General features: G+C 49.0%; 8 protein-coding genes. 1 reads left to right on the top strand and 7 read right to left on the bottom strand.

Annotated features, from left to right (window positions below; all coding sequences use genetic code 11):
* Positions 1 to 479: 479 nt before the first annotated feature.
* From scpA to mutA, 3 genes are read right to left on the bottom strand one after another with little or no spacing between them, the layout of a single operon-like run.
* A complete protein-coding gene (scpA, locus tag C233_RS0117295; RefSeq protein WP_018668807.1) occupies positions 480 to 2,627 on the bottom strand; it encodes a methylmalonyl-CoA mutase in 2,148 nt (715 codons plus the stop codon).
* Positions 2,628 to 2,671: 44 nt separating this feature from the next.
* Positions 2,672 to 3,061, bottom strand: a complete 390-nt coding sequence (locus C233_RS0117290; protein WP_018668806.1) for a GxxExxY protein — start codon at positions 3,059 to 3,061, stop codon at positions 2,672 to 2,674.
* A gap of 28 nt (positions 3,062 to 3,089) precedes the next feature.
* Positions 3,090 to 4,949, bottom strand: coding sequence for a methylmalonyl-CoA mutase small subunit (gene mutA, locus C233_RS0117285; RefSeq protein WP_018668805.1), 1,860 nt, complete (start codon positions 4,947 to 4,949; stop codon positions 3,090 to 3,092).
* 286 nt (positions 4,950 to 5,235) lie between these two features.
* Here mutA and C233_RS0117280 point away from each other — a divergent pair, with 286 nt between their 5' ends.
* Positions 5,236 to 6,897, top strand: a complete 1,662-nt coding sequence (locus C233_RS0117280) for a putative transporter (protein ID WP_025069068.1) — start codon at positions 5,236 to 5,238, stop codon at positions 6,895 to 6,897.
* 387 nt (positions 6,898 to 7,284) lie between these two features.
* Here the strand turns inward: C233_RS0117280 and C233_RS0117275 are convergent, their stop codons facing one another.
* From C233_RS0117275 to C233_RS0117260, 4 genes are all read right to left on the bottom strand, one after another.
* Positions 7,285 to 7,914: a cytidylate kinase-like family protein gene (locus C233_RS0117275; RefSeq protein ID WP_018668803.1), complete on the bottom strand. Its 630-nt coding sequence runs from the start codon at positions 7,912 to 7,914 to the stop codon at positions 7,285 to 7,287.
* 275 nt (positions 7,915 to 8,189) lie between these two features.
* Positions 8,190 to 10,190: a heparin-sulfate lyase HepC gene (gene hepC, locus C233_RS0117270; RefSeq protein WP_018668802.1), complete on the bottom strand. Its 2,001-nt coding sequence runs from the start codon at positions 10,188 to 10,190 to the stop codon at positions 8,190 to 8,192.
* 15 nt (positions 10,191 to 10,205) lie between these two features.
* A complete protein-coding gene (locus C233_RS0117265) occupies positions 10,206 to 11,489 on the bottom strand; it encodes a DUF4995 domain-containing protein (RefSeq protein WP_018668801.1) in 1,284 nt (427 codons plus the stop codon).
* Between the two features lie 193 nt (positions 11,490 to 11,682).
* Positions 11,683 to 13,449 (bottom strand): RagB/SusD family nutrient uptake outer membrane protein, encoded by a 1,767-nt coding sequence (locus tag C233_RS0117260; RefSeq protein ID WP_018668800.1) that lies wholly within the window; start codon positions 13,447 to 13,449, stop codon positions 11,683 to 11,685.
* Positions 13,450 to 13,473: the final 24 nt, after the last annotated feature.

Here is a 13,473-nt window from a genome sequence, read left to right as displayed (position 1 = left end):
ATGCGTTCAAACGGGAACACTGAGTGAAGCCTGCCAAGCTCACTCTCATTAAAACTTTTGCGGTATTTTTCCAGAACATCAAATTCTGTGAAGCCCAAAGTTGGGTGAATTTCGGAAATATTTTGTATCTTAGCCATATCTTAGTCGGGGAATTTCCCCCGTTTTGGCCTTCAAACCTTATTTGCGGGGGAATACCTAAAGATACAAAAAAGCCAGCTAATTCGCAATATTTTGTGTATGAATTAGTTGGCTGATTTTATATTATTTACTGAATGTCCCTAAAAAAAGGAGTACCGCTGTACTCCAACCTTTGTTAACCTTAAATCTAATACTATGAAAAACACATTGCAAAGATACGGACTATTTAGATATTTGCAAATTATCCAAGAAAAAAAGTATGTTTTATAACACAGATTAAGAAAAAAGGACGGATATGCAAACACATTCCGTCCTTTTTTAACATTTATCCCTGCGGATTATTATTCTTCATCCAGCAAGATTTCGAGAATCTGGCAAGCAGCCTTCGCTACCGGAGTACCGGGACCGAAGATAGCGGCTACACCGGCCTTGTAAAGGAAATCATAGTCTTGTGCGGGGATTACACCGCCTGCAATGACTACGATATCCTCGCGGCCTAACTTCTTGAGTTCTTCGATAATCTGCGGAACCAATGTCTTGTGTCCGGCAGCCAAAGAAGAAACACCCACTACGTGAACGTCGTTCTCTACCGCTTCGCGAGCTGCCTCGGCAGGAGTCTGGAACAAGGGTCCCATATCCACGTCGAAACCGCAATCCGCATATCCGGTAGCTACGACTTTAGCACCGCGGTCGTGACCGTCCTGCCCCATTTTAGCTACCATGATACGGGGCTGACGTCCCTCTTTCTTCGCAAACTTCTCGGCCAGTTCACAGGCTCTGTGGAAGTCGCTGTCATTTTTACTTTCTGATGAATACACGCCTGAAATAGTTCTGATTACTGCTTTATAACGTCCTACGACCTTCTCGCAGGCATACGAAATCTCACCCAGCGTAGCACGGACACGGGCTGCCTCCACTGCCAGTTCCAGCAGGTTGCCTTCCTTCGTTTCCACGCATTTGGTAATGGCTTCGAGCGCCTTCTGAACGGCAGCCTCATCGCGACCTTCCTTCAATATTTTCAGGTTCTGAATCTGCTCCTGGCGAACGGCCGTATTGTCAATCTCAAGAATATCGATAGGAGCTTCTTTCTCCAGACGATATTTGTTTACGCCTACAATGGTTTGCGAACCGCTGTCGATACGTGCCTGCGTACGTGCAGCAGCCTCCTCGATACGCATCTTGGGGATACCGGTTTCGATAGCCTTTGCCATACCACCCAGTTTTTCCACTTCCTGAATAAGCTCCCATGCCTTGTGAGCGAGTTCGTTGGTAAGGGATTCTACATAGTAAGAACCTCCCCACGGGTCTACATTCTTGCAGATGTAAGTTTCTTCCTGGATGTAAATTTGGGTATTACGTGCGATACGTGCAGAGAAATCGGTGGGCAGCGCAATGGCCTCGTCCAGCGCGTTGGTGTGCAAAGACTGGGTATGTCCCAAAGCGGCGGCCATAGCCTCGATACAAGTACGTCCCACGTTGTTGAACGGGTCTTGCTCGGTCAGCGACCAGCCGGATGTCTGGGAGTGCGTACGCAAGGCAAGCGATTTGGGGTTCTTCGGATTGAACTGTTTCACAATCTTGGCCCACAGCATACGTGCGGCACGCATCTTGGCTATTTCCATGAAGTGGTTGGTTCCGATAGCCCAGAAGAACGACAGGCGCGGTGCAAACGCGTCGATGTCGATGCCTGCGGCAACACCCGCACGAAGGTATTCCAGACCGTCGGCCAGCGTATAGGCCAACTCGATGTCCGCCGTAGCGCCTGCCTCCTGCATATGGTAGCCGGAGATAGAGATAGAGTTGAACTTGGGCATCTTCTGGGAGGTGTATTCGAAGATGTCGGAGATAATCTTCATGGAGAATGCAGGCGGGTAGATATAGGTGTTACGTACCATGAATTCTTTCAGGATATCGTTCTGGATAGTACCTGCCATTTCTTCCAGCTTGGCGCCTTGCTCCAGGCCGGCATTGATGTAGAATGCCATGACCGGAAGCACCGCACCGTTCATCGTCATGGACACGGACATCTTGTTCAAAGGGATACCGTCGAAAAGCACTTTCATGTTTTCGAGCGAGCAGATAGACACACCCGCCTTACCTACGTCGCCTACCACACGTTCGTGGTCGGGGTCGTAGCCGCGGTGGGTAGCCAGGTCGAACGCTACGGACAAACCTTTCTGTCCGGATGCCAGGTTACGACGGTAGAAGGCATTGGATTCCTCGGCAGTGGAGAAACCGGCGTACTGGCGGATAGTCCAGGGACGCAGGGTGTACATTACCGAATACGGACCGCGCAGATAGGGCGGAATACCTGCGGCATAGTCGAGATGTTCCATGCCTTCGAGGTCTTCCTTGGTGTAAACAGGCTTCACTTCGATGTGTTCCGGAGTCTTCCAGTCGGCCTTGATGCCGTTAGCCTTTTGCCACTCAGCACCGTTAGCGGGCTGGAAAGCGGCATATATATCTAAGTTTTTAAAATCTTTTCTCATCACATTTCTTTTATTTTAAACACAGAGGCACGGAGACACGGAGTTTATAATATTCCATTTATCCGTCTTCTCACTCCTTTTATCAAGACAGGAACGTTAAAGTTGATAAGTAGTCCTAATTTCTTGTCGGCCAATTTCAAATAAGTAACCAATTGCACTTCGTGAATAGCTTTCAGCTCGTCCACCGCTTTCAGTTCAACAATTACCTCGTCTTCTACCAGCAAATCAAGTCTGAACTCTTTTTCTAACTTTTGTCCCTTATAATATAGAGGCAATGCTACTTGACTTTTTACACAGAATCCTTTATTTCTCAATTCAGAAATCAGGCAAGCTTCATAAACGGCTTCCAACAGTCCCGGCCCCAGTTCTTTATGAACTTCCATCGCAGCTCCTATTACTTCACCGCTTAACGAATTATACTCACCTTTTGTCATAGACTCTGTGTCTCAGTGCCTCTGTGTTCTATTTAAGTAATCTCTTATTGAATTCTCTCAGTGTTTCCAGAACGTTGACACGAACATGGATGAAGTTCTCGATACCTGCCGCCTTCAGCTCGTCCATGCAAGCGGGAGCACCGGCCACGATGAACATGGCGCGGCCATTCAGTGCCTTGAACGCAGGAACGGCATATTCCGCATATTCGTCATCGCTGGAACAGAGAACCACGATATCGGCATTAGCCGCCATTGCAGCCTCCACACCTTCTTCTACGGTCGGGAAACCGAGGTTGTCAACCACTTCATATCCGGCGCAAGCCAGGAAGTTACAAGAGTATTGCGCACGTGCCTGGCGCATAGCCAGGTTACCGATAGTCAGCATAAACGCTTTCGGGCGCTTGCCGGATGCTTCCGTTTCCAGGCGCAATGCCTCGAACTCGCTCGCCGCACGGTCGAAGTTCAACGAAGGAACATCCTTTTCGCATGTATTGTGTCCGCCGCAGCAACATGTGGCCTCCAACGGCTTCTTGTCGCCTGCCTTTTCGTTGAAGTTGGGGAACTGGTTGGTTCCCAGCAATATCTCCTTACGCTTGGCAACGGCCGCATGGCGGGCTGTATTGCTTTCGTTCACGGCTGCCTGTACCTTTCCCGATTTTACCGACGCATAGAAACCGCCGTCTTCCTCCACCGCGAGGAACAAATCCCATGCCTGCTTGGCAATAGCCACAGTGAGGTTCTCGATGTAATAAGAACCGGCGGCCGGGTCTATTACCTTATCGAAGTGGGATTCTTCTTTCAGCAGCAATTGCTGGTTGCGCGCCAGGCGTTCGGAGAATTCATCGGGTACGGCATAAGTCTTGTCGAACGGAACGACCGTCATCGAATCGACGCCTGCAAGGGCTGCACTCATCGCCTCGGTCTGTGTACGCAGCAGGTTTACGTGTGCATCGAACAGGGTGAGGTTGAAGGTGGAAGTTTCCGCATGTACCCGCATCTTGGCAGCGCACTTGTCCTCCGCATCATAGGATGCCACGATATTGGCCCATAACATACGGGCTGCACGGAATTTCGCAATTTCGAGGAAGTAATTGGAGCTGATGCCGAAGTTGAACTTGATTCTCCTAGCTACCTGTGCCGCCGGCAGTCCGGCATCCGTCAGGCAGCTCATGTATTCGTTGCCCCAAGCCAGCGCATATCCCAACTCCTGGTAGATATATGCACCCGCATTGTTCAGCGTCAGCGCATTTACATTCAGTACGCGGTATTCCGGAAGGGCGGACACTGCCTCAATCAGGGCTTTGGCAGTAGCTGCCATATCGCCTTTTTCCTTCCCTTTAGCCAGCATCTTATTGAAATAGTCGTAGTTGATAGAGCCCTGCAACTTCGTAAGGTCATAGCCTTTCTTCCTGAAATAAGCCACGAGAAGCCCGGCAAGCTCTACCACATGCCCCTGACAGGTGGAGAAGTTCAGTTCCACGCATTCCGCACAGATGTCTTTCAGCAAAGTTTCGATATACTCTGCACTCAACTCTTTGGCCTTTATGCGGAAAGAGAGCGAATCGACGCCCTTATTCAGGATGTCCAATGCTTTGGCATTGGCTTCCGCAGGGCATTCCACCTTTATTTCCTGGCGGACGAACCATTCGTTGTTGTTTTTCTTCGTTCCCCTGAGGTATGGGAACTCACCGGGGAGCGCATTCGTGGTCTTTAAACCTTCGAGGTCTTCCATGCGATAGAAAGGTTTCACCTTGAATCCTTCGTTCGTCCTCCAAACGAGCTTCTTCTCAAAGTCCGCGCCTTTTAAGTCTGCGGTTACTTTCTCCATCCACTGTTCCGTAGAAACTGGAGAAAAGTCCGAGAAGAGTTTTTCTTTACTGTCTGCCATAGTTTATTTATAATTAAAATAGATGAATAGTATTCATTTTGTCATCAAGGGACTTGCAAATATACTGAAATACTTAAAACAAAAAGGTTTTTTAGGGAAAATTGCACCTGCGAACAGCATTATGTCCGCCCTTATTCCGGGCATATCCCCTGCACACACCTCGTTTTTGCAAAGTTGGTATTACAAAAAAAGCCGGCAGTATAAAAAGAAAGGCAAACCCTTTGTTACATTCTCTTTATTAAGTAATTTTGCGCAAAATTTTAAAAAGCAACATATCAAAGGTACTATGAACTGGTTAGAAAGTCTTCTTTGGGACCCGGCATCCGTGGCGCATATCGTATGCTTGTATGCATTCGTTATCTCCGTGGGGGTACTGCTGGGCAAGATTAAAGTTTTCGGGGTATCGCTGGGGGTTACGTTCGTGCTCTTTACCGGTATTCTGATGGGACATTTCGGATTTACAGGCGAAACACACATCCTGCACTTTATCCGCGAATTCGGTTTGATTTTATTCGTATTCTGTATCGGCTTGCAGGTAGGCCCGTCGTTCTTCTCCTCTTTCAAGAAAGGGGGTATGACGCTGAATATGCTTGCCGTGGGCATTGTGGCACTGAATATCGTCGTGGCGTTAAGCATTTATTTCATCGACGGGAGTATAGACCTTCCGATGATAGTGGGTATCCTATACGGCGCCGTAACCAACACGCCCGGTCTGGGTGCTGCCCAGGAAGCACTGAACCAACTGGATTATACGGGCGACCCCATTGCGCTGGGATATGCCTGCGCCTACCCGCTCGGCGTGGTCGGCATTATCGGCTCTATCATCGCCGTGCGCTACATCTGCCGCGTCAACCTGAAAAAAGAGGAGGAGGAACTCAACACGCAGGAATCGGACATGAAGCACATGCCGCATATGCTGCACCTGGAAGTGCGTAACGAAGCTATCGACGGCAAAAAACTGATTCAGGTAAAGGATTTCCTGGGACGTCCTTTCGTGTGCTCGCGCATCCGTCACGAGGGTCATGTGAGCATCCCAAACCAAGATACGCAATTCCGCATCGGCGACCAGTTGTTCATCGTATGTTCCGAGGAGGATGCCGAAGCGGTAACCGCCTTTATAGGTAAGGAAATCAAGGTGGACTGGGAGAAACAGGACACGCCTATGGTGTCGCGCCGTATCCTGGTAACCAAATCGGAAATCAACGGTAAGAAGTTGGGAAGCATGCATTTCCGCAGCATGTACGGCGTAAATGTAACGCGTATCAACCGTTCGGGTATGGACTTGTTTGCCGACCCCAACCTGGTGCTCCAGGTGGGCGACCGTGTAATGGTGGTAGGCCAGCAGGATGCGGTAGAGCGTGTAGCCGGCGTATTGGGTAACCAACTGAAACGTCTGGATACGCCGAACATCGTTACCATATTCGTAGGTATCTTCTTAGGTATTTTGCTGGGCAGCCTCCCGATTGCATTCCCCGGTATGCCTACTCCGGTGAAACTGGGCTTGGCGGGCGGTCCGTTAGTGGTGGCTATCCTTATCGGGCGCTTCGGGCATAAGCTCCGCCTCGTAACATATACCACCATGAGCGCCAACCTGATGTTGCGCGAAATCGGTATCGTCCTTTTCCTTGCCAGTGTAGGTATAGAGGCCGGAGAGCATTTCGTACAGACGGTGGTGGAAGGTAGCGGATTGTCGTATGTAGGTTACGGTTTCCTGATTACCACCATTCCACTGCTGATAATCGGCATTATCGCCCGGCTTTATTGTAAAATCAATTACTTTACGTTAATGGGGTTGATTGCCGGCAGTAACACCGACCCTCCCGCACTGGCATATTCCAACCAGGCATCGGGCAATGACGCACCGTCGGTAGGTTATTCCACGGTTTATCCGCTGACGATGTTCCTGCGTATCCTGGCAGGACAGATGATATTGCTGGCTATGATGTAGCAGTAACTTTACCATATTCTTATCGGTATCCTTTTATTTTCCTTCCGGAAAAACTTATAAGCCTGTCAAAGCCGTATGTCCGCTTGCTTTGACAGGCTCATTTTTATATATAGACCGGTATATACAGGGAAACTCCACACTGCCCGTTGCCGTTTCCTCTTAGAGGGAACGAGCGTTTCCTTACGTGGGAACTCCCGTTTCCCCTAAGGGAAATTCCTGTTTCCGCAAGAGGAAACGGAAGTTTCTACCGGGGGAAACGCCCGTTCCCGCGTAGGAAAAACAGCAGACTTACAGGACGGAATCTTTTGTATCCCGGTTAAAACAAAAGCCGGCTGACTATTTCAAGTCAACCGGCTTTAGCTTTATTTGTAAACGACAGTCCCGTTTCTATATCTTCAGCTTCTTCCTTACAAACTCCTCTACGTAGCCTACGGTTTCGTCGATTCCCAATACGGACGAGTCTACGCAAAGATGATAGGTAGCTGCCGCTCCCCAGGTCTTATAGCTATAATAGTTATAATATTCCGAACGCCTCTTATCCGCTTTGTTCATCTTTTCTTCAGCGGCATTCTCCGAAATGGAGTGCAGGCGGCATAAGCGGGCTATACGGTCTTCGCGCGATGCCGAGATAAAGATATTGACGCAACGCGGATTATCCCGCAGGATATAGTCGGCACAACGTCCGACGAACAGGCAGGATTTCTCGGAGGCCAGTTTCCGTATCACATCGCTTTGCACCTTGAACAACGCATCGTTGCTCAGGCAGTTGGCGGTGGGCATGGCTCCGTCGCTGATGAACGGGAAACGCATACCGAACAGGCCGCCTATAATTCCTTGCGACGCCTTTTCGTCGGCTTTCTCAAAAAACTCCCGGCACAGTCCGCTTTCTTCGGATGCAAGGTTAATCAGCTCCTTGTCATAGAAGTCGATACCCAGCCGGAGCGCCAGCTTCTCTCCTATCTCCCGTCCGCCGCTACCCAACTGGCGACCTATATTTACTACAAATTTATTGTCCATAGAAATGTTCTCTAAATTATTTCATACCCGCCCCCGGAACGTAGCGAACAATCCTCCTGCCGCCTATGTGCAAGGAGAAGATATTCCCCGCTCCGTTCCGGATGACAGGTAGCAAATATAGGTATTCTTCCGTTAAATATCAAGTTCGGGCAGAAAATCGGCCGTCCTTTCCCCTGTTTTTTACAGTTCGCCCCGTTTTTGTACCGCCACCGCACTCTTATCGGGAAGCGTGCAGTACGTTTACCGGAACTGGGACAGCCGATTCATTCCGTAGTTTATCTTAACTGAGATGCCAGCCGGCGTGCCGTACCGTTGACGGTGACTTCCACTTCCACGCCTTTTTCATCGAAACTCTTATTCAGGAATTTCGCATCGAGTACCGGGCAGGCGGCGGTATCTTTCACCGGATAGATAACCGTTATGTAACGCACGGCTTCCGCATTGTCTTTGTTTACATCGAAAGATACCGAGGTACGGGGCACGCGTTGGCGGTAAGCCGTGGAGCGCCAGCCTTCCGTTTCTTTCAGAGATGCTTTCTTTTCGGGAAAGCATTGCAGTTTCACGTTGCTCGGGCCGTCATAGGCCGTGGTTACCATATTCTTTTCCGCATCGGTATTCACCGTACCTTCGCAGAAATGATAGTGCAGGTTGACGGTTCCCCGGGCATCACCGACGGCTTCATCTACGATTACAAAATAAGTGCGGTCTACAAAGAATACCGTACGGCGGTGCTTCAAGCCTTTGTAGCTCGGATTTTCAGTAACCAGAACCTGCTCCTCGCCCTCCGGTTGCCATAGCTTGGTTACGGATTCCGTCGTTTCCAGGTTCTTGTTGTCCAGGGTCAGCGTATTATGCACGGCAGTCTGTCTGAACCAGTTGCGCAGCTTCATCACTTCGGCATCTCCCGCATAAACGTATGTACCGGAATCCGGGAACAGATTTCTGCCGTTGAACCAGAATTCGAAAGTGCCGTTATCCGGCTGGCAGTGCCATTCGCCCTTGGGACCGGCTTTTACCACCATTACGGTGGCATCTTTTTTCCAGCCGTTCCTAAAGGTGAAGAAACCGGAAGTCAAGGCGCCGTGCGACAGATAAGGCAAGGTAGAGCCTTCGCGCCCCTCGGTTGCGTAATAGCGTATCCAGTCGTTATCCGGGAAAAGCGTAAGCCAGTCGCGGTAATTGGCAAGTTCTGCCTGATAGTCGCCCAATTTGGCATCGCTGAAACACGGGTTAGTGTAATCGGGGAAACAGATGTTGGTGTAGAACTCAATCATTCGTTTTATGGTATCCAGGTATTCGGTCGGGAACTCGTTGCGGAATCCGTTGCAATCGGCCATACGCAGCGCTTTGCAGAATATATTGATTGCAGCCAGGTGGTAGTGCGGGTCTAACTCGTACTGCCCGCCGTCGTCGTACACCTGTTTCTTGATTTCACGGTTCAGGATATCGATTCCGCTTTCTCTCCATGCAGCGGCATCCTTGAACTCCGGGAAGAAAACGCCGGCATATACCATGCGTTGCGCCTCGAATAGCAGGTGGTTGCCTTCGGCCGAATAGTTCTTCAAGAGGTAGGCGCCATGCCGGTGGTAGTTAACCAGGAACTCGGTCAGGAATTCAGGAGTAAACGCCGATGCGGAGCAGAATAGTAGAAACTGGCAGGTCTGGTCTTGCAAGCGGTTGCTTACCTCCAACTGGCGCCATGCAAAATGTACATTGTCGGCATCGGTTTTGACCTCGCCGGCACTGACGAGCTCGAACTCTTCCTTTTCCATTTCCGTCAGCGGGTTCTTCTTAATCCAGTCTATATACTGGTATGCCCACTCTTTTGCGTATTTTTCGTCACCGGATATGCGGTATGCTTTCCCCATAGGGGTGAACCATTTGTGGCGGTGGAGCTGCCAGCGCAGTTCATTATCTTTCACCGGCCAATATTCCCAGTTGATATCCTTGCCGTAGTTGTACGAAGGCTGGTAACCCTTATGTACGAAGAATGTATGCTCCAAAGCATCGTCCGCCCATTTCTGCTCCGTTTTCGATATAGTGAGGTTATTCAAGTCGATATCCGGATGCGTGATATCCGTACGGTTACGGTAATAAGCCAGCAACGCCTGTGCAGCTTCGTCCCACTGTTGCCGGGAGCATGCCGCCTTGACTTTTTCCAAGCCCGGATAGTCCAGGTTGAGCAGGTCGAAAGCTTCTTTCCTGAGCTGCTGAGCATCTGCTACAACTGCAACTGCCAGCAAGAGAACGCTTAAAATGTATTTTACTGTTTTCATGATATAATAATAAGATTAAAGATTCTTATAGTCGATTCCTTTTACTTGCATATAGCGAAGCAATGCCTCCAGGTAATAGTAGTCGGCATAATTAATCGGCGTATCTATCTCGGAACCGTTGGGCAATGAGCCAGTGGAATGCATCAGTATAAAACCCTGGTTGCCGCCTACCTTTGCCAGGTAAGTGTCCGATGACAGGCTTTTGAGCAGCTTCTCGGCATAATCGAAATAAACCCCGCCGTTTTCGGCAAGCGTACTCAGCTCTATCAAGGCGGAAGCGGTTATAGAGGCGGCGGAGGCATCGCGAGGCGTCTGGGGTATATCGGGCGCATCGTAGTCCCATAAGGGTATCGCATCTTCCGTTTTTACACGCTGCATGATTAATGCTGCTATATTCTCAGCCTGTTGCAGGAACTGCACGTCTTTCGACTCGCGGTAGCAGGAGGTATAGCCGTACACTCCCCATGCCTGCCCGCGTGCCCATGAGGACTCGTCTTTCTGCCCCTGGTGCGTACACTTCTTCTCTACCGTTCCGTCGTCATTATAGCTGACTACATGGTAGGATGAATAGTCTTTCCTGAAATGGTTCTTCATCGTTGTCCGGGCATGCGTCAGGGCAAGTTCCTTGTATTTATTGTCACCGGTGAGATGACTGACATAGAACAGCAGGTCTAAATTCATCATATTGTCGATTATAACAGGGAAATTCCATTTCCCGAAATCCCATGAGCGGATACAGCCTATTTCCGGATTAAAACGCCCGCACAGATTATCGGCAGTCTGTATCAATGCCCGGCGCACGCTATCGGCGGGGCACAAACGATAAGCGTTGCCATAACTGCAATTCATCATAAAGCCTATATCGTGCGTGCCTTTATACTCGCGCAGGGGATACAGGTAATTCGTGAACTTGACAGCATCCTTTTTCAATTCCTCGTCGCCCGTCAGCCGGTAGGCATACCACAGGTTGCCCGGGAAAAAGCCGCTTGTCCAATCATAAATAGAGAAGCAGTAGCGGCGGGAACCGACATCGCCCTTGACGGGTTTCACCCGCAGGGAGTCCTCGAAAGTCAGCGGATTTTTCTCCAACTGTACACATAGGAAATCCGTACCGTAGCTTGTCCAAATGGAACGGGGCAGGCAGACGGAATCGCCTATGTCATTTACAGTCAATTTCAGTTGTTCTGCAGATACGTCTATTGCGTGTTTCAACCATGTATAGTCTTCCTTGTCGGATTGACGGGAAGCACAACCGAACAATGTAATAAGTACACAATAAAAAAATAAGCCTTTTTTCATATCGACAATATATAAAATAGATTAATATGTACAAGTACGGAACCAAGGAGTATATAATACCGAAAGATGTTTGCATGAGAAACAAAACCGTATACTGTTGAACAATGTACCATATTTTGTTATCTCATGAAACATCTTTCAAGAGATTAATGGATAAAAACCATTAATTATATACCATACCTATTTCAACTGTTTATTCAAAACCCGGATTATTCTGGTTACCCAAAGCTGCGTTGGATTGTATTTCCGTCAAAGGAATAGGGAACAACTCATGTTTGCCGTCTACAAATGTATGGCCTGCCACGTAATTGCTCGATGCCCACGTTACCGGATTCCAGGTATCCAATGTGCCCTGGTCGATATGTTCGTCCGTTCCCGGCTGCCAGCTTTCGATATAGGTTTGGGCAGCTCTCAAAGCATCGCCCAGGATACCCCAGCGGAGCAAATCGTACTTGCGCTGGCCTTCGTAGCAAAGCTCGAAAGCACGTTCCCAGTAAAGGGCAGTACGGAATTTTCCAGCCTCGTCGCCGTCCGAGATAAAAGGCAAATCGTATACCTTGGGAGCTTTCATCAGGCTTGTGTAATTGGCACTGGTAATAGGTGTAGCCCCTGCACGCGAACGTACGCTATTCAGTAGATTCCAGGCTTCCGGAGTATTGCCGGTTTCATTATAAGCCTCAGCAGCCATTAGTACTGCATCCGCATAACGCAATGGGCAATAATTGACACCCGTATGGTTGGGGTCGACAAAACCGAGAGCCATCCATTCCCTGCGCCATTTACCCGGATAACGGTACATACTCTTTACGATTTCATTACTGGTGTACGACTTCTCCTGTAACTCGGTCTTTTTGTTCCACTTATAGACATAGTCCACAAAGTTCACATCACGGCGTGTATCCTTCTGGCTGCCGTCTGCTTCGGATTCGTAGAACGATTTCCAATAAGGCAGTACGGTAAAGAACGCATTGGCACGTCCCATATAGCTACTGGTTCCTGAATAACTGCCCGGAGCATCCACCAATGGTCCGTTATAGGTAGCCCACATGCCGGCATTGTCCTTCTCTCCCTGGTTGGGCTCAAAGGCTATCTCCCACAAGCTTTCCTGGTTGTTCAGTACCAACTGGGAGTAATTCTTGAACAGTTGTTCATAACCGCCATTATAGAAGTTATGATAACCTTCGGTCTTAAATGTCTCCCATTCCTTTATCACTGCCTCGAAATAGGTTTTCCGGTCGGCATCCGACGGACGCGTCAGTGTACGCGTTTCGCGGTCCAGGCTGTAACCTGCCCGTTGGAGGTAGACGCGCATCAAAAGTGCACGTGCCGCACCGCGACAGGGGATTTCCGAAGAGGATACCTTACCGCCCGGATTCAGGTGTTCCTTGGCAAAATCCAAATCCTCAACAATCTGGTCGTAAATCAGTGAACGGTCTGTACGGGGCTTTGAGGTCATATCATAGCCGCTGGTATATTCCGTAGTGAACGGAACGTCTCCAAAAAATCTAACCAAATCAAAGGCTAAAAAAGCACGGAGAAATTTAGCTTGTGCCACCAACTCTTTCAAACTTTCACTTTCTTCATATCCCGCCATTGCCTCAATGTTAGCAATCGCTAAATTAGCCCTATCAATTCCCTGATAAGCATATTGCCAAATAGCGGCAATCCAAGTATTGGAAGAAGAATATTTATAATGGGAAATGTCGCGGCGGGTTCCGTCCGAACCGACACCCCTTACCATGAACATATCGTCCGAACCGAAAAATGGCATTATATATTGACCATAATAATCATTCGTTTCTATACAGTCGTATATCCCCACTACGGCCATTCTCGCCTTCTCCTCAGTAGTGAAATAGGTATCCATTTCATAGTATGAAGTAGGTTTCTCCGTCAGTTCGCAGGAAGAGAATCCCACGGCCATCAGCGCACCGAGCGCGTATATCAATTTATTTTTCATTGTATTCTGTTTTTAAGATGTCTG

This window comes from Bacteroides gallinarum DSM 18171 = JCM 13658 (assembly GCF_000374365.1).
In the GTDB taxonomy this organism is placed as follows: Bacteria; Bacteroidota; Bacteroidia; order Bacteroidales; family Bacteroidaceae; genus Bacteroides; species Bacteroides gallinarum.
This window is presented reverse-complemented; position numbering and strand designations above follow the sequence as displayed.